General features: G+C 32.1%; 22 protein-coding genes and 1 tRNA gene. 9 read left to right on the top strand and 14 right to left on the bottom strand.

Features of this window, described 5'->3' with window-relative positions; genetic code table 11:
- Together FEM21_RS07035 and FEM21_RS07030 are read left to right on the top strand one after the other, a co-directional pair.
- Window positions 1-1,455 carry an efflux transporter outer membrane subunit gene (locus FEM21_RS07035; protein ID WP_035659127.1) on the top strand — a complete coding sequence of 485 codons (1,455 nt, stop codon included), beginning with the start codon at window positions 1-3 and terminating at the stop codon, window positions 1,453-1,455.
- A gap of 272 nt (window positions 1,456-1,727) precedes the next feature.
- On the top strand, window positions 1,728-2,486 hold the full coding sequence (locus FEM21_RS07030) for a phosphatase PAP2 family protein (RefSeq protein ID WP_035659126.1): 759 nt from the start codon (window positions 1,728-1,730) through the stop codon (window positions 2,484-2,486).
- Between the two features lie 66 nt (window positions 2,487-2,552).
- Here FEM21_RS07030 and FEM21_RS07025 read toward each other — a convergent pair whose 3' ends face one another.
- The 5 genes from FEM21_RS07025 to FEM21_RS07005 all read right to left on the bottom strand — a co-directional run bounded on the left by FEM21_RS07025 (window position 2,553) and on the right by FEM21_RS07005 (window position 10,228).
- A complete protein-coding gene (locus tag FEM21_RS07025; RefSeq protein ID WP_035659125.1) occupies window positions 2,553-4,511 on the bottom strand; it encodes an LTA synthase family protein in 1,959 nt (652 codons plus the stop codon).
- Window positions 4,512-4,581: 70 nt separating this feature from the next.
- Entirely contained in the window at window positions 4,582-6,993 is a 2,412-nt protein-coding gene (locus FEM21_RS07020) for a TonB-dependent receptor domain-containing protein (protein WP_035659123.1), read from the bottom strand.
- Window positions 6,994-7,055: 62 nt separating this feature from the next.
- Complete coding sequence (locus FEM21_RS07015) at window positions 7,056-8,321, bottom strand: sensor histidine kinase (protein ID WP_035659122.1); 1,266 nt, start codon at window positions 8,319-8,321, stop codon at window positions 7,056-7,058.
- Window positions 8,314-8,991 (bottom strand): response regulator transcription factor, encoded by a 678-nt coding sequence (locus FEM21_RS07010; protein WP_035659121.1) that lies wholly within the window; start codon window positions 8,989-8,991, stop codon window positions 8,314-8,316. Before FEM21_RS07010 ends, FEM21_RS07015 begins: the two co-directional genes overlap by 8 nt.
- A 178-nt stretch (window positions 8,992-9,169) precedes the next feature.
- Window positions 9,170-10,228: a M14 family metallopeptidase gene (locus tag FEM21_RS07005; protein ID WP_081824662.1), complete on the bottom strand. Its 1,059-nt coding sequence runs from the start codon at window positions 10,226-10,228 to the stop codon at window positions 9,170-9,172.
- 172 nt (window positions 10,229-10,400) lie between these two features.
- Between FEM21_RS07005 and FEM21_RS07000 the strand changes: the two genes are divergently transcribed.
- Window positions 10,401-10,637 carry a hypothetical protein gene (locus FEM21_RS07000; RefSeq protein ID WP_035659118.1) on the top strand — a complete coding sequence of 79 codons (237 nt, stop codon included), beginning with the start codon at window positions 10,401-10,403 and terminating at the stop codon, window positions 10,635-10,637.
- Window positions 10,638-10,747: 110 nt separating this feature from the next.
- Here FEM21_RS07000 and FEM21_RS06995 read toward each other — a convergent pair.
- Window positions 10,748-10,821, bottom strand: a tRNA-Arg gene (locus tag FEM21_RS06995).
- 93 nt (window positions 10,822-10,914) lie between these two features.
- Here FEM21_RS06995 and FEM21_RS06990 point away from each other — a divergent pair.
- On the top strand, window positions 10,915-11,427 hold the full coding sequence (locus tag FEM21_RS06990; protein ID WP_081824661.1) for an adenine phosphoribosyltransferase: 513 nt from the start codon (window positions 10,915-10,917) through the stop codon (window positions 11,425-11,427).
- Here the strand turns inward: FEM21_RS06990 and FEM21_RS06985 are convergent.
- The 3 genes from FEM21_RS06985 to FEM21_RS06975 all read right to left on the bottom strand — a co-directional run bounded on the left by FEM21_RS06985 (window position 11,424) and on the right by FEM21_RS06975 (window position 13,818).
- Window positions 11,424-11,564, bottom strand: a complete 141-nt coding sequence (locus FEM21_RS06985) for a hypothetical protein (protein WP_035659116.1) — start codon at window positions 11,562-11,564, stop codon at window positions 11,424-11,426. The two genes, FEM21_RS06990 and FEM21_RS06985, sit on opposite strands and share 4 nt — an antisense overlap.
- A gap of 71 nt (window positions 11,565-11,635) precedes the next feature.
- Window positions 11,636-13,456, bottom strand: coding sequence for a M56 family metallopeptidase (locus tag FEM21_RS16195; protein ID WP_051627526.1), 1,821 nt, complete (start codon window positions 13,454-13,456; stop codon window positions 11,636-11,638).
- A 5-nt stretch (window positions 13,457-13,461) separates the two neighbouring features.
- A complete protein-coding gene (locus FEM21_RS06975) occupies window positions 13,462-13,818 on the bottom strand; it encodes a BlaI/MecI/CopY family transcriptional regulator (RefSeq protein ID WP_035659115.1) in 357 nt (118 codons plus the stop codon).
- Window positions 13,819-13,985: 167 nt separating this feature from the next.
- On the opposite strand from FEM21_RS06975, the gene FEM21_RS06970 reads away from it, so the two are divergent.
- From FEM21_RS06970 to FEM21_RS06950, 5 genes are all read left to right on the top strand, one after another.
- Complete coding sequence (locus tag FEM21_RS06970; RefSeq protein WP_035659114.1) at window positions 13,986-14,588, top strand: DUF1684 domain-containing protein; 603 nt, start codon at window positions 13,986-13,988, stop codon at window positions 14,586-14,588.
- Window positions 14,588-15,238: a TatD family hydrolase gene (locus FEM21_RS06965; protein WP_035659113.1), complete on the top strand. Its 651-nt coding sequence runs from the start codon at window positions 14,588-14,590 to the stop codon at window positions 15,236-15,238. The genes FEM21_RS06970 and FEM21_RS06965 overlap by 1 nt, the downstream gene beginning before the upstream one ends.
- 30 nt (window positions 15,239-15,268) lie before the next feature.
- Window positions 15,269-15,991 carry a tRNA threonylcarbamoyladenosine dehydratase gene (locus tag FEM21_RS06960; protein ID WP_035659112.1) on the top strand — a complete coding sequence of 241 codons (723 nt, stop codon included), beginning with the start codon at window positions 15,269-15,271 and terminating at the stop codon, window positions 15,989-15,991.
- 84 nt (window positions 15,992-16,075) lie between these two features.
- Window positions 16,076-16,750, top strand: coding sequence for an HAD family hydrolase (locus FEM21_RS06955; protein ID WP_035659111.1), 675 nt, complete (start codon window positions 16,076-16,078; stop codon window positions 16,748-16,750).
- A gap of 51 nt (window positions 16,751-16,801) precedes the next feature.
- On the top strand, window positions 16,802-17,644 hold the full coding sequence (locus FEM21_RS06950; protein WP_035659110.1) for a DUF2911 domain-containing protein: 843 nt from the start codon (window positions 16,802-16,804) through the stop codon (window positions 17,642-17,644).
- 740 nt (window positions 17,645-18,384) lie between these two features.
- On the opposite strand, the gene FEM21_RS06945 is transcribed toward FEM21_RS06950, so the two are convergent.
- The 5 genes from FEM21_RS06945 to FEM21_RS06925 all read right to left on the bottom strand — a co-directional run bounded on the left by FEM21_RS06945 (window position 18,385) and on the right by FEM21_RS06925 (window position 24,842).
- The gene (locus FEM21_RS06945) at window positions 18,385-19,149 is read right to left on the bottom strand and encodes a PD-(D/E)XK nuclease domain-containing protein (protein WP_035659108.1); all 765 of its coding nucleotides are present in this window, start codon (window positions 19,147-19,149) and stop codon (window positions 18,385-18,387) included.
- Window positions 19,150-19,470: 321 nt separating this feature from the next.
- Window positions 19,471-19,674: a hypothetical protein gene (locus tag FEM21_RS06940; protein ID WP_035659107.1), complete on the bottom strand. Its 204-nt coding sequence runs from the start codon at window positions 19,672-19,674 to the stop codon at window positions 19,471-19,473.
- An 84-nt stretch (window positions 19,675-19,758) separates the two neighbouring features.
- A complete protein-coding gene (locus FEM21_RS06935; RefSeq protein ID WP_035659105.1) occupies window positions 19,759-21,495 on the bottom strand; it encodes a sodium:solute symporter family transporter in 1,737 nt (578 codons plus the stop codon).
- A gap of 120 nt (window positions 21,496-21,615) precedes the next feature.
- Window positions 21,616-24,144: a PIG-L family deacetylase gene (locus FEM21_RS06930; protein ID WP_035659103.1), complete on the bottom strand. Its 2,529-nt coding sequence runs from the start codon at window positions 24,142-24,144 to the stop codon at window positions 21,616-21,618.
- A gap of 248 nt (window positions 24,145-24,392) precedes the next feature.
- Entirely contained in the window at window positions 24,393-24,842 is a 450-nt protein-coding gene (locus FEM21_RS06925; protein WP_035659102.1) for a YhcH/YjgK/YiaL family protein, read from the bottom strand.
- Between the last annotated feature and the right edge of the window lie 20 nt (window positions 24,843-24,862).

Below are 24,862 nucleotides of genomic sequence, written 5' to 3'. Positions count from 1 at the left end.
ATGAAAAATACCATAAATAGATACATTATTTTAGGCGGAATTGTGCTGTTTACAGCCTGTTCCGCTCCTAAAATCAACCAAAATTTAACAGCAAAACAACTGCCTGAGAATTTTGATTTAAAAGCAAAAAAAGCAACAGATAGTTTGCAAAATTTTGTTCCGTTAAAAACGGAAACCTATTTTAAAGATCCAAAATTAGAAGCTTTATTAGACAAAGCCATTGCTCAAAATCCTGATTATTTAATTATGCAGGAACGCATTTTAATTGCTAATTCGAATCTTAAAGTAGCTAAAATGGCGTTGTTACCTTCATTAGATATTGCGGCGGATGTTTCCGGAACTCGTTATGGAAAATATACCATGGACGGAGTGGGGAATTTTGATACCAATTTTTCTCAGAATATTTCTGAAAAACAAAGAATCAATACGGATGTTACTCCGAATCTGTTTTTAGGCGGAAAAGTTTCATGGGAAGCTGATATTTGGGGAAAATTAAGCAATCGTAAAAAAGCGGCTCTCCAACGATTTTTTGCTTCACAGGACGGAATGCGATTGTTGAAAACCAGATTGTTAACAGATATTGCTGATTTGTATTATAAACTGATTGCATTAGACAAACAGGCTGTGATTTATCAAAAAAACTTAAAAACTCAGAAAAAGGCATTGGATATTATCTCGGCACAAAGATCGGTGGGTAAGGCAACGGAGTTAGCTGTGCAACAGTTTAATGCTCAGAATAATAATATTTTGGCCGAATCAAAGCAACTTGAACTGAGTATTGATCAAACCGAAAAAGCCTTATTGAGTCTTTTAGGCGAATACGGCGGAAAAATTGATAGAAGTACTGATTTTTTATCAGGACATCTTGCTGTATTAAATCAAAAAATAAGTGTGGATTCTATTATTCATAAAAGACCAGATGTTTCAGAAGCCTATCATGAATTACTGGCTTCGAATGCTGATGCTAAAGCGGCACGTGCTGCTTTTTTTCCAACTCTAAATCTGGGAGGATATGCAGGATTGAATTCATTTTCGTTCTCGACTTTCTTTGAAAATGGTTCTTTTGCATGGCAGTTATTAGGTGGATTAACGGCACCGGTTTTTAACAAAGGACAAATCAAACAGGAGTTTTTTGTATCGAATAAAAGACAACAAATTTCGTTTTTACAATATCAAAATACAATTACAACAGCTTATAATGAATTGAGTGCTTTACTGCATAGAACAGAATCTTTTGCAGATGTTTTAAAATTCAAATCGAATGAGATTGACCATTTAGAAATAGCGGTGAATGTTTCGAATGAATTGTATTTAAGTGGTTATGCTAATTATCTCGAAATCATTAATGCTCAAAAAAATAAACTGCAAGCCGAATTGGATTTTGTTGATATTCAGTTAAAAAATGCCGAATCACAGGTATTATTATACAAAGCTTTAGGCGGCGGAATTAATTAAAAATAACATTTTTAGAATTTAGTTTTTAAAAGGAAATCTCATTGTTTTGAGGTTTCCTTTTTTTATTTTCAAATACTTCTTTTTCTAACAAAAATCAAAATTTCTTCAAAATTGAGTTTCAACTTTGTCTTGAAATAAATATGATTGTATTCTAATATTACTTTATTGCTGCAATTTATCAGGGCTTTTGAACTAAATCATTTGTTTTCTATGAGGAAAAATTACGCTTACTTATTTACAAGCATGATTATTAATTTCTAAAATTATTTACAATGTTAAAAAAGTTCCTGCCAATCATTTTTATTAGTGCCTCAATTTGGGCACAAAATACCGCAAATGACACAATTAAAGCTCAGGATACGCTACAAAATCTAAAGTTTAATTACAAACAATTAATCATTCCCAGCGTTTTTATTGGTTATGGTTTTATCGGTTTAGAAAGCGATCAATTGAAGAGCTATAATTCGCAAATTAAAAAAGAGGTCAATGAGGATATTGATAATAAGGTATCTATTGATGATTTTTCTCAATGGGCGCCTGCTATTTCTGTTTATGGTTTGAATGCATTGGGAATTAAAGGAAAAAATAATCTTAAAGATCGTTCTATTATTTTAGCCAGTTCTTATTTAATGATGAGTGCTTCGGTTTTTGCACTAAAAAGTATTACAAAGGTAGAAAGACCCGATGGATCTTCTAATAATTCCTTTCCGTCAGGGCATACAGCAACTGCTTTTGCTGGTGCCGAATTTATGTATCAGGAATACAAAGATCAATCAATTTGGTACGGAGTAGCAGGATATGCAGTTGCGACTGCAACCGGAATGTTTCGAATGTATAATGACCGGCACTGGCTTACCGATGTTGTTGCTGGAGCAGGAATTGGAATACTGAGTACAAAAGCTGCTTACTGGATGTATCCGTATTTACAGAATAAAGTTTTTAAATCATCAAAAGAAAATAAAACAACATCGATGATTATGCCTTTTTATAATGGAAAAGAAATAGGATGCAGTTTTGTCAGACGATTTTAATCTTAAAAAAATAAACTTCCATAGAAAACTTTTTGATAGCTATTCTATGGAAGTTAAAAATCTATCTTATTTTAAAAGTTTATTGGTAAAAAGATAATCAGCAGTTTGATACCATGAGATGGTTTCATCCAAAAAAGGCTGATTCATTGGAATAGATTTCAGACTATTATCTTTTTTATTCCAAGTGTAAAAAGCCTGTTTTTTCTGATCAGAAAGAATCATCACTTTTTCTTTTTTCATTAATACCAGTTTTCGGTAAGTTCCAAGTAAGGCACGTTCTTCAAATTTTGGATCAAGCACATCTTTTCCAAAAAAATCAGAATCGTAGTTCCACTGAAAAAGCGAAAATAGAGTAGGCCAGAGATCAATCTGTGAACATTGTTTTGTGATTTTTTGATTCTGTTTTTCAGGTAGATTGACAATAAATGCCGGAATATGATAATTAGCAACATCAATTTCGTCTTTTCCGGCGCTGCTGGCACAATGGTCAGCAATAATTACAAATACCGTGTTTTTAAACCAGGGTTTTGTTTTGGCTTTTTCGAATAATTCTTTCAATGCAAAATCAGTATATTTTACAGCACCTTCACGACCTGTTCCCGACGGAATATCAATTTTTCCCGATGGATAAGTATAAGGTCTGTGATTGGAGGTGGTCATCACAAAGTTGAAAAAAGGTTTTTTGTTTAGGTATTGTGCATCGGCAACTTTCAGCATTTTATTAAAAATATCTTCATCACAAATCCCCCATGCATTTTCAAAAGTTACTTCATCATCGCTGATATTATTACGAACTGTTTTTATTTGGTCACTTAAAACACTGCCTCGTCCACGGTCGTAAATGGTAAATCCGTTACCTCCAAAATAAGCGTTCATGTTATCGAAATAACCATCTCCTCCATAGAAAAAGTTACAATCGTATTTTCTGGATTTGAATACACTACATACGGTATAAAGATTTTGATTGTCAGGTCTTTTTACAATACTTTGTCCCGGAGTAGGAGGAATACACAAGGTAACAGCTTCCATACCTCTTACGGTTCTGGTTCCGGTGGCATATAAATCTTCAAAAAAGATACTCTTTTGTGCCAGGCTATCCAGAAACGGAGTAATGTTTTCCTTGTTTCCAAATTCTTTAAGAAAGCTTCCGCTAAGACTTTCGACCAAAACAAAGACAACATTTTTATTTTTTAAAGACGGAATGCTGTCTGTTATTTTTCGATGAATAGAATAATTATTTTTTGAATAAATAGCATTTTTAGCTGCTAATTTTTTTCTAACAATTTCAAAAGCTTTGTCATTATCAATTGAAGTATAGAAATCCACATACTTCATCTGATTGTTTCTAAAAGCAGCAAAAAAAGAATAAATTCCTGATTTTGAAATTTCAGAATTATAACGGTTTGAAGACCATTCTGCCTGATTATTGTTAATGAAAAAACCGAAAAATAAAGCCAACCCAGTAGTTAAAATGAATACGGAAATTCTTGTTTTTAAACTGGCTTTTGAATTAAAAGTTGTTGTAAAAGCTTGGTTTTTATAAAACCAAAACAGAAATATTAAAGTAAGTAATAATACTCCGCCAATTAAAACCGGAAGTGGGTATGATTGTTTGATATTGGCTACTACTTCATGAGTATAAATAAGATAATCTACAGCTATGAAATTGAATCTTGTTTTAAATTCATCCCAAAATGTTAATTCGGCAAAAAAAGTAAAAACAAGTATAAAAACGGTTAACGAGGTAAAAAAATAAACAAAGATTTTATCTAAAACAGAACCAATCCATTTATTAGGCATAATGCTGTAATATAAAATACTGCAGATTGATATGAATATAATTGTTCCCAAATCAAAGAACAAACCTGTAAATAAAGTTCGTAAAAAATCAATTACATTCCAAGAAACTTCGTCATACTGCCAAATAAAAAAGCCTATTCTTAAAAATTGTGAAAGGATTAAAAACCAGATCACAAAATGAATCAGCAGCGAATACCTGCCGAACTTAGGAGATAATTTTTTCATAATTTAGTTATTAGAGAAAGGCAAATTTTACTGCTCAATTCTGAATTTATTTTGAATTTTTATTACGAAATCAGAATTTATAGCTGTAGCCAAAACGGATTACTTGTGTTTCATAATAATCTTTACTGGTATAGCTAAATTCTTCTCCCTGAATTTCTCTTTTAATCACAAGCGTATTAAAGATGTCTGTTGCATTTAAAAAGATTTCACCTTTACCTTTTTGAACTGTCTTTTTGATACCAAGATCAGTAGAAAAACGGGAACCAATTTTTCCTTGCGGAATAATATCTGGTGCCAGATAAACCATTGCAACTTGTCCCGAAAGTGTTTTGTTAAATTGAAAAGTACTGTTCCATTTTAAATTACCGGAAGTTATTTCCTGAAGATCGCCGTTGTAAGTGGATGGAACAGGATACAAATTGGTTACCGTAAAAGCATCTATTGTATTTTTATAAATATTTGCATTCAAATTAAAAGAATACCAGGAGCTAAGTTCTGTGGCATAAACCAGTTCTGTACCAAAAGACGAACTTTCCTTAGCATTTTGAAATACATTATAAATAAGCGGACTTCCCGGAACAGTTGTAGCAATTCTGGTAATAGCATCATTGATAACTCTGTAATAAAAGGAGCCTAAAAAATATCCTTTATCAAAATCAGTTTTATAGCCTATTTCGAAAGCAGATGTAAATTGAGGACGAAGTGCCGGATTTCCTACTTTGATAATTTCGGCATCATCATATTTAGGAAATATTCGAATATCTACTTCGTTAGGTCTGTCTACACGGCGGTTGTAAAAAGCAGTAATTTTATTTTTGTCATTGATTTTATAACCCAATTTCACACTAGGGAAAGGTTCGGTATAATTGTAACCGTTACTTTTATAAGTAGGATGATCAGGATTTACATTATATTTAAGATCAACATACTCATAACGTAGTCCCAGTTCAGCCTCAATTTTTTCAGTTTCATAAATATAACTGCCATAAAGAGCAGGAATAATTTCTTTGTAAGTAGCCCAGCCGCCAGCATTGGCATCGATAGGCGAATTTTCTCCCGGGAAAAACTGCATATTCGTAGGTACTTCACGGTTTCTTAATTTCAGTCCAGTTTCAAAACGACCATATTTTAATGGCTGGACATAATCAAAGTTGAGGTCTATTACTTTTTCATCCGAAAGGAGTTTAAAAGCATCATGACCTGTAAAAGTGGGCATTATATTATCAAAAAAATATTTTTCATCTTCTCTGTGATAGGTATAATTAATCCCCGCATTTAATTTTCGACCAGGCTGTTCAAATTTATGCTGATAAGAAGCGCTGATCATAACGGTAGTTTTAAGTTCATCTTCTAAAAACTGCCACAATCGAAAGCGTTGTGAAAAATCCTTATTAAAGAAAGGCTGATCACCATTATCAATAATTTTTTCGCTTCCAAATAGACCTGAAAAAGAAAATGTATTGTTATCATCGTAATTCCAGTCAATACCTGTTTTTAGTGTAGTAAAATGAGTATTCCGGTTACGCTTTGATTGCTGGTTAATAATTGAACCATCATCATAAGTTCGGGTAACAAACTCGTTTTTATTGAGTGTTTCGGTATAAAGATAATCGGCTTGTAAGTAGGTGTTGACTTTGTTTTTTCGATAATTTAAAGAAAGGCTCGGATTAATTTTAGGCGTCATTTGATATTGAGGTCTGATATCTGGAAAATTTGCCTTTCTTTCCCACAATGCTCCATAACCAGAGCTGATGCCTATTTTTCCGTTTAAACCATCTTGTTTGTTTTTTTTATAAATGATGTTGATGATTCCCGCATTACCATTGGCATCATATTTAGAAGAAGGATTATTGATAATTTCAATTTTTTCGATTGCAGAGGCAGGAATATTGTCTAAACCCGATTGGTTTCCAAAACCTGTAATGGCAGTTTGTTTACCGTCAATTAAGATTGTTACCTTGTCATTTCCTCTCAATTGAACTTTACCGTCGTGAAGCGTAACACCAGGAAGGCTCTGCATAGACTGTAGCACCGAACCGCCGCTTTGAGTGATATTATCAGCAACAGCAAATACTTTTTTATCCATTGTTACAGGAGATTGTTGTGATTTTGCAGTGACAATAACTTCTGATAAAGTATTGATGTCTTCGTCAATTTCAATATTGCCAAGGTCTAAATAATCAGAAAGTGTGCCTATAAACAAAGCTTTCGATTTGGTTTTAAAACCAATAACACTTACTTCTAAAATATAATTTCCTGAATTTACAGCTCCAATTGAAAACCGCCCGTCATCACCGCTTACTGTACCAAAGAGCATTTTCTGGTCTTTTGAAGATTTTAAAACAATATTAGCATAAGGAACAGCCATTTTAGAATTACTGTCCTTAATAATTCCAGAAATGGTGACTAATTTTTTTTGAGCGGTTGCCTGTAGTATTGTTATCAGAAAAAAAGATAACAGCAGAAGATTTTTTGTTTTCATTCGTACTATTTTAAAAAAGAATAGTACAAAACTGCGAACCGTTTCTGTAGGAAGTTTGAATTTTAGAAAGTAACTTCGAAAGTATGCCTATTATTCTCAAAAGAATAACGGATATTCCAATGGCTGATGTCACATATTTTTTTAATGATTGCCAAACCAAGTCCATTGCCCTGCGAAGAAGGATTTAGTTTTGAGAAACGATTAAAAATAGTTTGTTCTATCAAAGGTATTTCAGCACCGGTATTGATGAATTTTAGGCTATTGTTTTTTGTAACAATCTCAATTATACCATTTTTTATATTATGACGAATGGCATTCAGGAATAAATTATTAAGTAGTACTTCAGCCATTGCTTTGTTTCCTTTGATGCTTAAAATAGAATTAAAGTTTGTACTAATTGTCAAGTTTTTTGCCTGAGCCTGTTCGATAAAAAAATCCAGATGTTTTTCAATATATTCGTTTACAATTATAGTTTCCTGCTCCAGATAAATTTCATTGTCAATTTTAGAAAGGAGTAATAAGTTTTTATTAAGTCGGTTAAGTCTTGAAACATCTTTATTAAGAGATCCTACTAATTCAGACTGTTCTCTGGTTAAGTCTAATTGTAGTAATGTATCAATTTTAGTTTGAAATAAAGCTAAGGGCGTCTGAAGTTCATGAGCAGCATTTTCTACAAATTCTCTTTGATTTTTATAGATAGCGGTATTTTTCTCAATTAAGCGTTCTAGACTTTTGTTAAGGCGATCAAATTCGTCTATGTCAGTCGGAATAAAATTGGGTGGATTGTTTTTGTCAATTTCAAAATCCTGTATTTGTCCGAGGGTGTTATAAAAAGGTTTCCAGATTTTTTCGGCTAATCTTTTCGAAATCCAAATAATTCCAGTAAGCAGAATAATAATTATAAATAGAAACATGGCAGCAACGCTAACAACCATTCCTTCCATTTCCACTAGATTGCGTTTTTCTATGTAGGTATATCTTTTTCCGTTAATGTCTACTGGAGCATACAAAATTCGAAAAGGTTCTTCTTCATTGGCTTCAGGTTCAAATAGCATTTTGCCTACAATTGAATCTTTGGTTACGCCCATATCGGCAACAATCGATACATTTTGGTTGTATTTATTCCATGCTGCAATATCGTCTTGAGTGTAATTATTATGGCTTTCACTTACAAAAGCTTCTTTATGAAAAAGCAGTACTTCGTCGGTTTCATAAATATAAAGCCACTGGCAGATATAATAAAAAACTGGTGCTGCAATGAGCAAAAGTAATACAGCAAACAGAAGAAAGCTGTTGGTGGTTTTATGAAGCAGTTTTTTATTATTCATTTTCCCATTTATAACCTAAACCATATATCGTTTTGATATAATCTCCACCGCCGGCTTGTGTTAGTTTCTTTTTAAGGTTTTTAATGTGCGCGTATATAAAATCATGATTATCGAGCATATCGGCCATGTCGCCTGAAAGATGTTCTGCAATAGCCGATTTTGATAAAACCTTGTTTTCGTTGCCAATTAAAAAGAGCAATAAATCCAGTTCTTTTTTAGTAAGATCCAGTTTGGTATCATTTACAGTTACCGTTTTTGAGAAAATATCGACTACAATTTCATTAAAAATAATACTGTTGCTTCCTTTAAAGTTTTTTCGGCGAATCAATGCCTGCATCCGAACCAGTAATTCAGCAAGGTGAAAAGGCTTAGTAAGATAATCATCTGCCCCAAGATTGAAACCTTCTAAACGGGTTTCCAGATTTTCTTTTGCCGAAATAATGATAACACCTTCCGTTTTATTTTTCGACTTCAATTCTTTTAGTATTTCAAATCCATCTCCGTCAGGAAGCATTAAATCAAGTAGTATGCAATCGTAATCATAACTACCAATTTTGCTTAATGCTAAATTGTAATTTTCAGCAGTTTCGCACTGGATCCCATTGGTCTTAAAGTAGTCTTTGATGCTTTGCGAAATTTCGCGTTCATCTTCTATTATTAAAATCTTCATACTGCAATTTACAAATGAATTTTGAAGAAAATTTGAATTTTATGAATCAATTCAAATAATTAATTTAAGATGAGGTTCTTGAATTTTAGAAGCTTATTATTTAAAGTGTATAAAAAAAACTCTAAATCGTTAATTTAGAGTTTTTGTTTTTAATCCAGCCAGGAAAGTTTAGTTCTGTTTAAGATGTCTTTCCTATTACGGTTAACGTTTCTCCTTTATTGATTGCAGGTGTTGCAATAATTAACATCAATAAACCATCATCTTCAGCATAAACTGTTTGTAAAACTTCTCCAAAATAGTTCGTTACATGACCTAGTTTCATTCCCTTTTTAACATATTCGCCTGCTTTTTTATCAGGATAAAATATGCCGTCAAATTTAGATTCAGTATATATCCTGTTTGAGATTATAGAAGGCTTTTCTGTTTCGCTTTTTTGCGATTTTCCAAGTATGAATTTTAAATGTTCCAAAAGATTAATGACACTTTGTTCATTTTTTTTAATCGCAGTTTCTTCCATAATCCCCATACGTCCGCATTCAATATCAATAGAAGGAATTCCGCGTTTGAATGATTCGGCAGTACAATACAGACTTAATTCATTTTTCTTCATGTAATTTTTTCCATCTGTATTAAAAACAACAACGTGGTTAAATCCTAATGCTATAGCCATTTCTTTTCCAATATTTGAAATTTCAGGCATCTCAGTATTACTGTAGTAAGCACCATACTGAATAAGGTCTTCGGGTGCGTCTCCTGAATGCATGTCGAGAAAATAGTCTGCTTTAGCAATAATGTTTTCAGTTATATAATTTGCAACTTTTTCAGTATTGCTTCCATCTTTGTTACCCGGAAATGTTCTTCCCAGATTTTTTCTGTCAATTGGGCTTACATAAGGCGATCTTCCCAGAAAACTCTCCATATTCGCTATTTGTACCATGATAACTACTCCAGTTAATTTTTTTGGATCTATGGATGTAATCAATCTTTGTGCTGCCATAATAGGAGCAAGCTCGTAGCCGTGAACACCGGCTGTAATTCCTAAAGTTTTTCCATTTTTAACTCCGTTAAATACTGTTACAGGAATTAAGGTCGAATTATTTGCTGTCGAAATTGGGATAAGAAAATGTTCTTTTGTTCCTGATTTTATTTCTTTATTGTCAAAATAGTATGAAGATTGTGCCATGGTAAAGCACGAAAAAAGAAGCATGAAAAGAGGTGTACTAAAATTTTTGATCATTCTTATTAATTTAAAGTTTGTAAACCGAGTTATTGCAACATAGTTGCGTTATTGTAAAGCAAAAATAGTGACAATGATATAATGATAATTATATAAGCAGTTAAAAGAATGTTATAAAAAGCAAATAGTTCTTATACTTAATTTTAAAATATTAACCATTTAAAAAAGCATTATGATAACAGATAATAAAATAAATTACGAACATGAAGATGAAAATCTTTTGTATGAAGGCGAAACTTTAAAACCTTTTGAAAATGAAAATCAGGATACAGTAATTTTAAATGCACTAAATCCTGATGAATTTGAAGATGATCCTGATGAAAATGATTCGGAAGAAGGGATTCAATATAGAATGAAGAAGATGAAAATTTCGATCAGGAAGAAATTACTGAACCCGAACATTCGCTGATGACGGCTATAAAATAGATTAGCAATATTACTGCAATAAATTATGTTGGCTAAACTAAAATAAAAAATCCCTAAAACGTTGTTTAATACGTGTTTAGGGATTTTTGTTTGTGACCTCGACTGGATTCAAACCAGTAACCTTCTGAGCCGTAATCAGATGCGCTATTCAGTTGCGCCACGAGGCCATTTGCAGTAGCTTTGTAAAGCGTGATTGCGGGTGCAAATATAGGGATAAATGTGTAACTTGCAAGCATAAATTTCAATAAATACTAAAAAAAATGCAGTTAGAAAATTATATCCGTGATATTCAGGGTTTTCCAAAAGAAGGAATTTTGTTTAAAGATATCACTCCGTTGTTAAATGATGCAAAAGCAAGGAAAGAATGTCTTGATACATTAGTAAAATCTTTAAAAAATCAAAAAATAGATAAGGTTGTTGGTGCCGAGAGTAGAGGTTTTTTATTTGGAATATTATTAGCACAGGAATTGAATGCGGGTTTTGTACCTGTAAGAAAACCTAATAAACTGCCTTATGAAACCATTTCTGCTTCTTATGACTTAGAATACGGAACGGATAATCTTGAAATTCATATTGATGCCATTCAAAAAGGAGATAAGGTATTAATTCACGATGATGTTTTGGCAACTGGAGGAACTGCTAAAGCTGTTTGTGAATTAATAGAAAAATTAGGTGGCGAAATTGTACAGTTGAATTTCCTGATGGAATTGACTTTCCTGAACGGAAGGGAAAAAATAAAAGAATACGATATTTTTGCTGCGATTACCTACTAGTCTAATGCTCTCGAAGTAACATAATAGCGATAGCCTATAATTGCTAATTGCCACTTTTTAGCTTTTGCTAAATCGAGTTTTTGCTTAGTAAAACTAGGTAAAATAAGTTTGTTGATTCGGGCTAATATTTTAAACATAACATTTAGGGTTTTCTCAAAGATACAAAAAAGACGGTTTTTATTCAAGACCGTCTTTTTAGTTTGAGGAGTTATTTTTTGGATGATTTTGTTGTAATCTCTATAACGCCATTTTTACCTTTTTCGCCGTATTTATCTTCAGCACTTTTATCTTTGAGTACATTGATGCTTTCTATTGAATCAGGATTTAGATCTTTTACAGCAGTTTTTGATTTTTTTCCATCTACAATCACAAGAATTTTTTCGTGATCTATATTTTTAGCATTAAATACTGTTTTTTGTTGATTAGCATTCCCAGACGAAGATCCTGCTTTAAATCCAATAACCTGAATTTCTTGTTTTGTATTTGGTTTTGTGTCTGATTTTAATTTATATCCTTTAGTGGTAAATTCATTTTTTAAAATTTTTTCTTTTGTTGTAATTTCAATGACACCATTTTTTCCTTCTTCGCCGTATTTATCTTCAGCACTTTTATCTTTAAGTACATTGATACTTTCTATTGAATCAGGATTTATATCACTTACAGCAGTTTTTGATTTTTTTCCATCTACAATTACAAGAATTTTTTCTCGATTTAAATATTCACCATCAAATACTGTTTTTTGTTGATTAGCATTTCCAGACGAAGATCCTGTTTTAAATCCTATAACCTGAATGTCTTGCTTTGTATTTGGTTTTGTGTGTGATTTTAATTTATATCCTTTAGTAGAAAATCCATTTTTTCCAATTTTTTCTTTGGTTGTAATTTCTATAGCACCATTTTTTCCTTCTTCGCCATATTTGTTTGCAGCATTTTTGTCTTTTAAAACAGTAATTTGCTCTATTGAATTAGGGTCGATATTTTGAATATCTTCAACTTTTAGTTTATGATTTCTATGTCCGTCTAAAATGATAAGTGGTTTCTTCTCATCAGTTAGTATAGTATCTTTGTTACTATTCAGCTTTACAGAAGTTCCTGTAACAATAGATTTGTCTGATTTTTTATTAATAATAACTGTTTCAGTTTCTTGTTTTGGAGTTTCCTTTTCCTGAGCAACAACTTCAATTTGAAATAAAATTACAAAAGCAACAAGTGGAGGAAATATTAAAGCGTATTTCCACGAATTCGATTTTTTTGATTGGTTTTGGTTCAACATAATAATTCGTTTTTTGATTAATGATTGATAGAAATGATTGGTAAGCGCTACACAATTTTCCTGTGTAGTTATCTTCAATAAGGTCAATTGGTAATTTTTTTTATCGGTTATTTTTTTAGCAGCTTCGCTATCGGCAATGAATTCCAGATTTTGTGCAATGACTTTTTTGTACAGCCAAATGAGCGGATTGAACCAAAAAAAGACACAAAACAATCTTGAAATCAATACGTCAACGCTGTGTTTTTGTGAGCTGTGGACTTTCTCGTGTTCTAAAATATTTTCCAATTCGGCAGTGCTGTATAAAGTTGAATTGTATACGATGTAATTAAAATAGGAGAAAGGAGCAATGTTTTCGGTAATATCGACCAATTTGAAGTTTCCTTGCTGTTGAATAGTTTTTCCTTTTAATAAGCCGAATAAACTTTTAAAATCAAAAAGTAGCTTTAGGAATAAAATGACAATTCCAGTCAAATAAATATATGCTGCAATTGCATACCAGTCGGTTTCCGGTTCGGGAATAGTTGTCGAAGTTGTCACTGGAATTTGTGACCAGTCGATGTTGGTTGGTGTTGGTTTTACCCAGATTATTTTTGTGATAAAAAATAAAGGTAAAACGCTGGAAGTAATTAATCCAAGAAGTAAAAACCATCTATTTCCTGAAAAGAAAGTTTCTTTTCTTAAAAGTAAGGTGTAAGCCAGATAAAAAACTCCTATTAGACCGCTGGCTTTGATGAGGTAAATAAATCCATTTTCCATAGCGATTATTTTTTTTCAATCATGGCTAAAATTTCCCGTAATTCTTCGGCAGATATTTTCTCTTCTTTCGCAAAAAAACTAACCATATTTTTATATGAACTGTTGAAATAAGTCTCAATGGCAGTGTTCATGAATTTTTTACGATAATCCTCCATTTTTACAATCGGGAAATATTGATGCGTTTTCCCAAAAGCATTATAAGAAACATATCCTTTTTCTTCCAGATTCCTGATAATGGTTGAAAGCGTATTATAATGTGGTTTTTCATCTGCGATTTCAGCCATTACTTCTTTTACAAAAGCTTTTTCGAGCTTCCATAAAATTTGCATGATTTCTTCTTCTTTGTTGGTTAATTTTTCCATGGTTATTTAATTTAAATTCAAATATAACTATATTTTTAGTTTTAAAACTATTTTTATAGTTATTTAACTAAGTTTTTAGTTTTAAAACAGTTTTGCTGGCAAATATTATCTGCTTCATACTTTGTGGCTTTCTAAGTTTTAAACTATTTTTGCTTAAAATTTTGAAGATGAGGTATATTCTGTTAACTGTTATTTTTATGCAAAGTGTTTTTGGCTTTAGCCAAAAGAAATTTGATTATGCTGCAGCCAAAAAGTACCAGCAGGAATTAAATAAAGAATATGCCAATGCTAAAACGAGTCCGCTTGAGGCAAACGATTTAGCATCGTTTAAAGGTTTGGATTTTTATCCAATAAGTAAAACGTATTTTGTGAACGCACGTTTTGTGAGAACTCCAAAAGAGAAGCCATTTCAAATGAAAACTTCTACAGACAGAACACCTATTTTTGTAAAATATGGAGAAGCTCATTTTGAAATAAATGGCAAAAAATGCAAACTAAATCTTTATCAGGATGTGGTTTCGGCCAGAAATCCAGATTATAAAGGCGATTTGTTCTTGCCTTTTTTTGATGAAACATCAGGTAAGGAAAGTTACATAGGCGGAAAATATATTGATTTAAAAATTCCAAAAGGAAATACTATAACAATCGATTTTAATACTTCGTACAATCCGTATTGTGCTTATAATTACCGTTATTCTTGTCCAAAAGTACCTTTGGAAAATGATTTAAAAGTGGCTATTCGTGCAGGAGTTAAAAAATTTCATGACTAATGCAGTATTTTAATTTACATACCCACGAGTTTAAAAATCAGGAACATGTTCTGGAATTAGTGAATCAATATCCGCAGGAATTTGATACTGGTTTACCTAATTATTCCATTGGAATTCATCCTTTATATATTAATGAGGATAGACTGGAAAGCGATTTTGAAATTTTAGAACAAAAAGCAGCATTGCCCGAATGTCTGGCTATTGGGGAATGTGGTTTAGACAAGCGCAGCGAAACCGCTTTTGAAATTCAGCTGAATGTTTTGGAAAAACAATTCTTATTAGCCGAAAAATTTCAAAAACCAGTAGTGATACATTGCGTGCATGCTTTTCAGGAATTAATAGAGTTAAAAAATAAACTGAAGATTACAATTCCTGTAATCATTCATGGATTTTCAAAAAAAGAGCAATTGGCAAAACAACTTTTAGATAACGGATTTTATCTGTCATTTGGGAGATATTTATTGCTGAATCCAGAATTAGAACATGTTTTTAACAATGTTCCCGAAAATCGATTTTTCTTAGAAACCGATACTTCTGATTATAGTATTGAAGAAGTGTATGCTTTAGCAGCAAAATATAGAAAGATAACGATAGCAGAATTACAACAAATAATTTCGAACACTTTTGATAGTGTTTTTACCAATAAATAAATTACCAAAATAAACAAATACATTTTAATTATGGCTGAATGGACCGAAAGAGCTGAATTATTATTTAGAAAAGAAGGATTAGAAAAACTACAAAATGCACATGTACTTGTAGTAGGATTAGGTGGTGTTGGTTCGTTTGCAGCCGAATTTTTAGCCAGAGCAGGAGTAGGAAAAATGACAATTGTAGATGGTGATGTAGTCGATATTACTAATATTAACCGACAATTACCAGCTTTGCATTCTACTGTAGGTCAACCAAAAATTACCATTGTTGGCGATAGATTAATGGATATTAATCCTGAATTGCAATTGACGCGCGTACAGGAATTTCTTTCTCCGGAGCGTGCTTTCGAAATTATAAGTACCGATTTTGATTACGTTTTAGACTGTATTGATAGCATTACTCCAAAATTGAATTTAATTGTAGGCGCTAAGAAAAAAGGCGTGAAAATTATTTCTAATATGGGTGCCGGCGGAAAAATGCTGGCCAGTAAAGTAGTGGTAAAAGATATTAGTAAAACCGATGTTTGTCCGTTAGCCAAAGTGGTGCGTAAGCGTCTTAAAAAAATGGGTGTGAGTAGAGGAGTGAAAGCCGTATTTTCTACCGAAAAACCAGATGAAGGCAGTGTGAAAAGAACAGATGGAACTAATTTCAAGAAATCTTTTTACGGAACCAATAGTTATATGCCTTGTTTGTTTGGTTTACACGCTGCTGAAACGGTAATTCGTCATTTGCTTAAAAGTGAAAAGTAAGGAGTAGGAAGCTGGGAAAATTAGGAAGTAAAAAAAGCTTAGAATCTCAGTAACTTAGAAACTTAGCAACTAAAAAAAATAAAAATGATACAAACAGTAATTTTTGACATGGACGGTGTGATTGTCGATACAGAACCGGTACACCGTTATGCTTATTACAAACAATTTGCTGAATTAAACATCGAAGTAAGTGAAGAATTATATACTTCTTTTACGGGAAATTCGACGCGAAATATTTTTCAGAAATTAAAAGATATTTTTAAACTGGAACAGGAAGTTGAGGATTTGATTCAAAGAAAACGCAGTATTTTTAATGATGCTTTTGATACCAAAAAGGATTTGGAATTATTAGCAGGAGTTAGAAATTTAATTGAAGATTTACATCAAAATGGAGTACAGTTAATTTTGGCTTCATCAGCTTCAAAAGTAACTATCGAACGTATTTTTAATCGTTTTGATTTGCATCAATATTTTACACATAAAGTAAGTGGTGAAGATTTTCCAAAATCAAAACCACATCCGGCAATTTTTGAACACGCCGCAAGTTTATCGATTGCTCCAAAAGAAAGCTGTATTGTTATCGAAGACAGTACAAATGGACTTATAGCTTCAAAAGCGGCAGGGATTTTGTGTATAGGCTACAACAGCTTGCATTCTAAGAATCAGGATTTGTCCATAGCTGATTTTGTTGTTAATCATTTTGACGAATTAAATTACTCCAGCGTTAAAGATTTGGATTCTAAATTATGCAATAATTAACAGCTGTAGTTGCCTAGAAATTGTAAATTTGAATTTAAAAAATACCGAATTATGAAAAGATTATATATTGTACTGTTCCTAATTATTTCTCATTTTGCTGTAGAAGCTCAGGTGAGACTTCCTGAAACGAGTCCGAAAGCTGTTGTAAAACAGGTGGTTGGTTTAACTGATGTTGAAATTGTGTATTCACGTCCTTCGGCAAGAGGAAGATCAGTTTTAGGTAATTTAGTTCCTTTTGGTCAATTATGGAGAACAGGTGCCAATGATAATTCGATAATTACTTTTGGTGATGATGTTGTTATTGACGGAAAGACTTTAAAAAAAGGAAAGTATGCCATTTATACTATTCCGAATATTCAAAAATGGGAAGTATTATTTTATACTACAACTGATAATTGGGGAACACCTAAGGATTTTGATGAGTCAAAAGTAGCTTTGAAAACTACAGTTAAAGAAGAAACTTTAACAAGACCGGTAGAAACTTTTACTTTAGCCATTAATAATTTAGATACTAGTTCGGCTACTTTAGATATTTTATGGGAGAACTCATATGTGTCTTTAAAATTTGAAGTACCTACTAAAAAAATAGCTATAGCAAGTATCGAAAAAACATTAGCAGGACCTACACCGGAAGAATATTATTCTGCAGCTCAGTATTATTATCAGTCGAATGGTGATATAGCAAAAGGAAGATCATATATTGATAAAGCAGTCGAAATGTCTAAGAATGTTCCGTTTTATTACCTAAGATTAAAATCATTAATTCAGGCAAAAGAAGGAGATAAAAAAGGTGCTATCGAAACAGCTAAATGGTCAATTTCGGCTTCGGAAGCAGCAGGAAATAAGGAATATGTCGAAATGAATAAAGCTAGTATTGAAGAATGGAGTAGGTAATATTTCCAGTCTTTTATAAATGGAAAATCCCACCTCGTTTTTTTGTGAACGAGATGGGATTTTTTAATTTATTTATATTTTACAGAGATTCACAGAGGAAATCAAACAGAGATTCGCTAAGTTAATTTAATCTTCGTGAATCTCTGTGTTAGCTTTGCTTATCTCTGTGTAAAAACTAATAACGTTCATCAATTCTAATAGATAATAAGAATAGTTTTTAAATATAAATGGTATTATATGCAGTTTCCTATGCTTCTGTTGCAATTTCCTCAAAGACATTTCCTCAATGTTCTAAGGCTTTTGTAATTTCCTCAACGGTAGTTTGATAATCCTCAAGTACTTTTGTAACTTCCTCAAAGGCTTCTGCAATTTCCTCAACGACAGTTTGAAAATGCTCAAGCACTTTTGCAATTTCTTTGGTGGTCTATGTAATTTAGTTCGAATATTTTACAAATTCCAACTTGCTTATCGCCTTAGATTGCGGACTTGACGGACTATATGAGTATTTATGGGATTTGAGTGGCGTAAAAAATAAAACTCCGCAGCTGCGGAGTTTATATTGTTGAGATTTTTTGAAGATTATATATTACTTATGGTTGTTTGTAACGTCCTGTGGCTTTGCGTCCGCTGCGGAAATTGAAACTGAGTTCGCTCGGCTACACAAAAACTAAATTAAGAAATAAAAATGAACTTTTGCAACAAATTCAGCAATGGCGCAAAACCGCTGTTAGGCGCTGCCATTAAGGTCGAATATACACTCTAACTCTTAAATTATTATCATCACTACTTAGGTCATTTTCTAATCCTCTAGGATTTCCAACTAAACCTTCAGGATCATAAACAAAGCATATTAAAGTTTCACAATCTGGATGAGTTTTATATCTCGCAATATCTTCAATTAGTTGCGAACCAACTTCTTTAGCTCTTAGATTACTTCTAGTTTTTTTTACCTCGATTATAATTTTATAATCTTTTAATAAAAAATCCATTCTACTACTTTTACCCGCATAACTTGGAGTCCATTCTTCAGCTCGTATATCATCAAAGTGGAGAATTAAAAGAGAATGTAGTAAGTTTTGAACATCATACTCATCGTTAACGTCAAGAGTGTTTCTTGAATCATATCGGTTCCGAAGTTGTCTGACTACTAAATGAAATCTCTCGAGAATAGTTAGCAAAGAATTAGTAGGATTAAAATTTTCTTCAACAGTATTATTTTCAAAAAGACCTAAATTAATATCTTCGATTAATGATCGTAATATTCCAATTCCTTTGTTGACATCACTAGTATAACCTCTTTTTACATTGGCTCTGAAAGAAAGAATATATTGGTTTTCTGAAGAAAGATTTGATTGTAAATAACTTAATGTCTGAGTTTGCCATGCTGTAAATTGCCCACCGTTTAAAGTAGTAAAGCCAATCATATTTGGAGGATTTGGAACGTGCGTTCTTAAGACTGCTTGACCTTTATCAATTAGTTGTTCTAATCTTTCTGTTGTTATCATAAGTTGCTTTTATGGTTGCGCCTAACTAGTTTATACACGCATAAATTTGACATGTTTTGTTCCAAAACGGCATGTTATGCGCAAGTTTTATTAATTATTAATGCGTATTATTTGTTTTCAAATATGTTAAAATATTCTTACAAAAAAATATTTTGAAAACTAATTTACTCCACAACAATACCATGTTTATAAAGCAAGCCTTTTAGTTCTTCAAGAGCAAATTGTGCTTTTTTTAATTTGGTTTTTGAGGGGCGATGGTGTAGTTGTAGTTAATTCTAAAATCGACTTTAGAGGCATTGGCTTTTACTAAATTTCGATTCGCTATTTATTTGACGAAGCTATCATGAGTAATACTTCTTCAGTTGTACAATTTGTTTGTATTGTAGCAACTCTTTCTCCATATTTTATATCAATGATTGTGTTTCCTTCTTGATTTTCATTAGTAGTTGTAAATTGTATAATATAGTCAATATTGATATAGTATTCCTGCTCTCCTGTATCTGTGATTTTAATAAATCCCTTCATTATATTTGTTTAAAGTTTTTAAATAAGTAAGCCTCTATAGTAGTAGAGGCTTTTGTATGTGAATTGTTTTATATTTCTATATAATCATTCTTCTAAAAGCATTGTTGTATTTTTTTCATTCTTGAAAATAGTTGCCTGAAGTAAAGCCGAAAGAATAATAGTCATCAAAGCTCCGATGAAATTCAGCCATAAATAACCTAATTTTTCTTCTCCGCTTGGATAAATAAAGTTAGAAAAATAATAAATAATAAAAATAGTTAATTGCGTAATAAAAGCACTGTAAAAAATAGCTTTGGCTTTAATGAATTTTATATAGAATCCAACTAAGAAAATACCTAAAACAGTTCCGTAAAATATAGACCCAATGATGTTGACTAACTGGATTAAGTTTTCGAATAATGTTCCAATACAGGCAAAAAGAATGGCTACAATCCCCCAGAAGAAAGTAAAAAACTTAGTAGCATTTAGATAATGTTTTTCTGTTTTTTCTTCTTTTAAATTTCGTTTATAAATATCAATTGCCGTGGTAGAAGCCAATGCATTAAGTCCGGAAGCGGTTGATGACATAGCTGCCGAAATAATCACAGCCAGCAATAAACCAATCAAACCTTTGGGTAAGTAATTCAAAATGAAATGAAAGAAAACATAATCTTTATCATTAGTTTCACTGTCATTATCGGCTTTTAAGATAATTTCTTTGGCATGATCTCTTAGGTCTTTTTCTTTGGTCGAAATGGCAACTAATTCTTTTCTGAGAATAGGATTGTCATAATCCTGATTCAGCTGATCGATATATAAAAGATTGATAACTTTTTTATCTTCTGAAAGCGTTTCTAACTTTTTCTCTAATGCATGATATTCGTCCTTATATTTTGATTTTTCAATAGTTAGTTTATTGTTAGGATTAAAATTCAACGGAACTGGATTGAATTGGAAAAAAACAAAAACCATAACTCCTGTCAATAAAATAAAAAATTGCATCGGAACTTTTAAAAGTCCATTCATGATTAATCCCATCTGACTTTCACGAACCGATTTTCCTGATAAATATCGGCCTACCTGCGATTGATCGGTTCCAAAATAGGCTAAAGCCAGAAAAAAACCACCTGTTATTCCGCTCCAAAGAGTATATTTTTCTTCAGGATCAGTAGAAAAATCAACGATATTCATTTTTCCATTGGCACCAGCAATATGGAGTGCATTACTAAAAGTCATATCATTGGGAAGAAAATGCAGAATTAGAAAAAAGGTAATAAACATCCCCGACATGATGACAAACATTTGCTGTTTCTGAGTAACGTTAACGGCTTTAGTACCTCCTGAAACTGTATAAAAAATAACCAGAATTCCGATTATAATGTTCATATAGGTTAGATTCCAACCCAATAATGCCGATAAAATAATTGCCGGAGCATAAATGGTTAATCCTGTTCCAAGACCTCTCTGGAACAAAAAAAGAATCGCAGCCAGTGAACGTGTTTTTAAGTCAAAACGTTTTTCAAGATATTCATAAGCTGTAAAAACTTTGTATTTATGATATATTGGAATAAAAGTGAGGCAAATGACAATCATGGCTATTGGGAGTCCAAAATAGAATTGCACAAATCCCATTCCGTCATGATAGGCCTGTCCGGGAGTAGAAAGAAAAGTAATGGCACTGGCCTGAGTTGCCATTACCGAAAGTCCTACAGTATGCCAGGGCGTTTCATTACTACCCAGAATAAAATCTTCTACATTTTTACTTCCTTTCGTTTTCCAGGTACCATAAATTACGATAAAAAGTAAAGTGATTATAAGTACAATCCAGTCAAATAATTGCATGGTTTAAGAGTATAATTTCATTATTAAATAAAAAACCATGATATAAATGGCATTGGCAACAAGTACCCAGGTGTAATTTGCTTTCCAGTTTTTTCCTTTCATTAGTCCCATAATCGACTTTTATTTTTGTGTTTCAATGGTTTCGGTTTCTGTTGTTTTTAATGCAATCATGTTTGCTATTAATCGATAAGCTCCGGAAACTCCCATTGGTAATTCTCTAAACAAACTTAAACCAGTGTAAATATATTGTCCGGTTCCATAAGGAGCGACTAATAATGCGCCTGTTTTTGGTGTTTCTCCTTTATCATTAGAAGACAAAATAGGAGTAAAAGCAGTATCATATTGATTAGGATAATACAAACCCTGTTCTTGTGTCCAGCCTTTAAAATCTTTATTTGTAATTACATTAGGATAATTCAAAACAGGATGATTTGGAGCCAAAAATTCAACTGCAGCGTTTTCATCAGTCACACGATCACTCGATAATGTTAACGGATAAGGTGCAATATTTGCCGGAATTGTTCGGTCTGGCGTGTTGTATTGTACAATCAAAGTTTTTCCTCTTTTTACAAATTCTAATAGTATATGCTGTCTGTTTTTTAAATTAGGCAATGTATTATAAGCTCTAATTCCGGTAATAATAACATCAAAATTAGCTAAATATCTGGAGTTAATTTCGTGTTCTTTAATAAGTTTAACAGAATATCCCATTTGTTTTAAGCAGTCAGGAACTTCGTCACCAGCTCCCATGATGTAACCTATTCGTTCATTGGTAATTTTTAAATCTAATTTTTTAAATTTAGCTTCTGACGGAAGTAAAATTTGTTGTTTCGAAATGTGATCATAATTAATGATAATCTGCTCTTTATCCTGTTTTTTATTGTTGATTGATACAATGCTTTTTGCAATTATTTCTGAAGCTTCATTAGGCGGTGTAACATCAAAATAGACAATTTTTTCGCTGTCTTTTTTTTCTAAACTAAAATCAATTGTTGCTGGTGCAACTGTCCAGTTTTCAGTTAATTCTAATTGTACGGTACCGCTAATATTATCTTTTCCTGCTTTTACCAGAACGGCAATTTTCTGCGTTTTACCATCATTAAAAAAAGAAATCTGATCTAAAATTTTAGTACTTACTTCAGGAATAATATCAAGATAACTGTACATTTCTCCTTTAACTTTATCAGTATGTTTGTAAACAACTGTTCGTTCATAAGGAATCACAATTTCATTGATTTTGATGTTAAATTGTAGTTTAGTATCTCTTATAATATCAGGAATTCCAATGTTTTCCTGATTGCTAACCTGATACATTCCAACAGAAGCTTTTTCTTGTAACCAATACGGCTGACTGTATTCTAAATCTTCCGGCAATTCTATATTGATGGTTTTATTTTCTAAAGTATTGTTGTCTAAATATTGGTTGATTTCGGTGATTTTTTGATCAGGAAAACTAGTAATACTAACTAATTCCATAACAATTGGGCTTCTGTTAATCGCTTCCACTTTTAATCGAATAATGCTTCCCGGAGTAGCTTGCTGTTCTATAGCAACGGCTTCTAGGTATAATCCGGCACAGTTAGCGATAGTATTTTTAACTTCGTTTAATTTTATTGATTTCCAATGATCATCATCAAGTTTTTGAATCATTTCGTACGCTTTTAGCAAATCAGGAATAGAAGCCGATGGATGCGCAAAATTAAATTTGGAAGCAATTTCGCTAATCAATTCACCAATTGGTTTTCCGCCTTTTACACGATTCCAGCTGGTGTCAATTCCATCAAAAATATCACTCTTACTATTTAATTTTTGTCCTTTAATTAGTTCTAAATATTCGGTTTCTTTACCACGTGTTCCAGTACTTCCAAAACCTTGTGATTTATGACTGCTTCGGCTTAAAGCAGCTATTTCCTGATTTGATTTTCCTAATTCGGGATAATAAACGCCTGTTTCCAGCGTAATGAATTTTGACTTATCTGCAGCATCAAATTTTTCCTGATTGCCATAATACCACACCGAAGGATTAAAGAAAATACGTTTTGCCTGCCACGGATTGTACCATTTTAATTGCTCAGGAAAACGCTTAGGATTATTCGATAAATTAAAACTTTCTACACTTAAAATTGCCGAAGCTGTGTGATGTCCGTGAGTTGTTCCTGGCGAACGATGATCAAAACGATTGATAATTACATCGGGTTGGAATTTTCGAATGGTCCAAATCAAATCAGCGAGTACTTTTTCTCTGTTCCAAATTTCGAAAGTTTCATCTGGATTTTTAGAAAAACCAAAATCATTTGCTCGGGAAAAAAACTGTTCTCCGCCATCAATTTTTCGGGCTTCAATCAGTTCCTGAGTTCGAATAACACCTAATAATTCTCTTAATTCTGAACCAATTAAATTTTGCCCCCCATCACCACGGGTTAAAGATAAATAAGCAGTTCTGGCTCTTTTTTCATTCGAATAATATGAAATTAATCGTGTGTTTTCATCATCAGGATGAGCAGCAACGTAAAGGACACTTCCAAGGAAATTTAATTTCTGAATTTGATTGTAAATTTCGACAGCATTTGGTTTTTGAGGTTTTTGTGCTGTTATGAATTGAAAAAACAAAAGAAAGCTGAAAATAAAAAATGTCCTATTTTTGTGCATTTTGGTTGGGTTTAAAGGCAATAACTTCAAATGTAGTAATTATTTTTTGGAATAAAATCTTTCCTAAATTCCGCTACAATTTTCAGTTATTGGGATATTTTAAGTAAGAATGTCTCACAAAATATGTACCGATAATCATTTGGCTTCAAAAAAGATAGTTTTTTGAAGCCAAATAAATGAAGAATCGATGTTTTGTAAAAAGAAAAAACTACTTCGAAAAGTAGTTTTTGTTTGATTCAATAGCTAATTTATATTTTAACCTTGATAATGATTTTTTTGATTTTTCCGTTGCTAATCATGGCAGCGTGTGCATCTTCAGGAAATAAGATTGTAAATTGTCCCGGATTTAATTCAAAAAACATATCAGGCTGATCGAAGAAAAAACGAACATCTTTCTCCTCATTGTATTCACCATTTGGACTAACACATTTTTCTCTTGGTTTCCACGCATACGTTTCTGGCCCGGCTACACAAACCTGAATATCAATATTTTTATCATGACACTCAAAATGAGCTAAACTTTGCTCTTTTGAATTTCCGTTTCCAGAGTTAACAATAATCTTTAAATCGTCAGAGTATTGGGTTACGCCATCAGCTAAATTTGCTAATTCGTTTTCATTTAAAAATTGAAATGCCTTTTCAAAAGCAGGATGTAAGCTATAATATTTTGCGGCATTTTGTAATGAATCTACAATCATTTTAATGTTGTTTTTAATTT

This window comes from Flavobacterium seoulense, from assembly GCF_000695795.1.
GTDB classification, from domain to species: Bacteria; Bacteroidota; Bacteroidia; order Flavobacteriales; family Flavobacteriaceae; genus Flavobacterium; species Flavobacterium seoulense.
Note: the sequence above shows the minus strand (reverse complement) of the source record. Positions and strands in the feature narration are given on the sequence as shown.

What these genes read in the sequence shown, in the direction of transcription:
- FEM21_RS06965 (WP_035659113.1), top strand. Translation starts at nt 14,588, where the DNA reads ATGCAGTATTTTAATTTACATACCCACGAGTTTAAAAATCAGGAACAT.
- FEM21_RS06940 (WP_035659107.1), bottom strand. Translation starts at nt 19,674, where the DNA reads ATGAAGGGATTTATTAAAATCACAGATACAGGAGAGCAGGAATACTAT.
- FEM21_RS06985 (WP_035659116.1), bottom strand. Translation starts at nt 11,564, where the DNA reads ATGTTTAAAATATTAGCCCGAATCAACAAACTTATTTTACCTAGTTTT.
- FEM21_RS06955 (WP_035659111.1), top strand. Translation starts at nt 16,076, where the DNA reads ATGATACAAACAGTAATTTTTGACATGGACGGTGTGATTGTCGATACA.
- FEM21_RS16195 (WP_051627526.1), bottom strand. Translation starts at nt 13,456, where the DNA reads ATGGAAAATGGATTTATTTACCTCATCAAAGCCAGCGGTCTAATAGGA.
- FEM21_RS06945 (WP_035659108.1), bottom strand. Translation starts at nt 19,149, where the DNA reads ATGATAACAACAGAAAGATTAGAACAACTAATTGATAAAGGTCAAGCA.
- FEM21_RS06935 (WP_035659105.1), bottom strand. Translation starts at nt 21,495, where the DNA reads ATGCAATTATTTGACTGGATTGTACTTATAATCACTTTACTTTTTATC.
- FEM21_RS06950 (WP_035659110.1), top strand. Translation starts at nt 16,802, where the DNA reads ATGAAAAGATTATATATTGTACTGTTCCTAATTATTTCTCATTTTGCT.
- FEM21_RS07030 (WP_035659126.1), top strand. Translation starts at nt 1,728, where the DNA reads ATGTTAAAAAAGTTCCTGCCAATCATTTTTATTAGTGCCTCAATTTGG.
- FEM21_RS06930 (WP_035659103.1), bottom strand. Translation starts at nt 24,144, where the DNA reads ATGCACAAAAATAGGACATTTTTTATTTTCAGCTTTCTTTTGTTTTTT.
- FEM21_RS06960 (WP_035659112.1), top strand. Translation starts at nt 15,269, where the DNA reads ATGGCTGAATGGACCGAAAGAGCTGAATTATTATTTAGAAAAGAAGGA.
- FEM21_RS06970 (WP_035659114.1), top strand. Translation starts at nt 13,986, where the DNA reads ATGAGGTATATTCTGTTAACTGTTATTTTTATGCAAAGTGTTTTTGGC.
- FEM21_RS07010 (WP_035659121.1), bottom strand. Translation starts at nt 8,991, where the DNA reads ATGAAGATTTTAATAATAGAAGATGAACGCGAAATTTCGCAAAGCATC.
- FEM21_RS07015 (WP_035659122.1), bottom strand. Translation starts at nt 8,321, where the DNA reads ATGAATAATAAAAAACTGCTTCATAAAACCACCAACAGCTTTCTTCTG.
- FEM21_RS07000 (WP_035659118.1), top strand. Translation starts at nt 10,401, where the DNA reads ATGATAACAGATAATAAAATAAATTACGAACATGAAGATGAAAATCTT.
- FEM21_RS06925 (WP_035659102.1), bottom strand. Translation starts at nt 24,842, where the DNA reads ATGATTGTAGATTCATTACAAAATGCCGCAAAATATTATAGCTTACAT.
- FEM21_RS06990 (WP_081824661.1), top strand. Translation starts at nt 10,915, where the DNA reads ATGCAGTTAGAAAATTATATCCGTGATATTCAGGGTTTTCCAAAAGAA.
- FEM21_RS07005 (WP_081824662.1), bottom strand. Translation starts at nt 10,228, where the DNA reads ATGATCAAAAATTTTAGTACACCTCTTTTCATGCTTCTTTTTTCGTGC.
- FEM21_RS07020 (WP_035659123.1), bottom strand. Translation starts at nt 6,993, where the DNA reads ATGAAAACAAAAAATCTTCTGCTGTTATCTTTTTTTCTGATAACAATA.
- FEM21_RS06975 (WP_035659115.1), bottom strand. Translation starts at nt 13,818, where the DNA reads ATGGAAAAATTAACCAACAAAGAAGAAGAAATCATGCAAATTTTATGG.
- FEM21_RS07025 (WP_035659125.1), bottom strand. Translation starts at nt 4,511, where the DNA reads ATGAAAAAATTATCTCCTAAGTTCGGCAGGTATTCGCTGCTGATTCAT.
- FEM21_RS07035 (WP_035659127.1), top strand. Translation starts at nt 1, where the DNA reads ATGAAAAATACCATAAATAGATACATTATTTTAGGCGGAATTGTGCTG.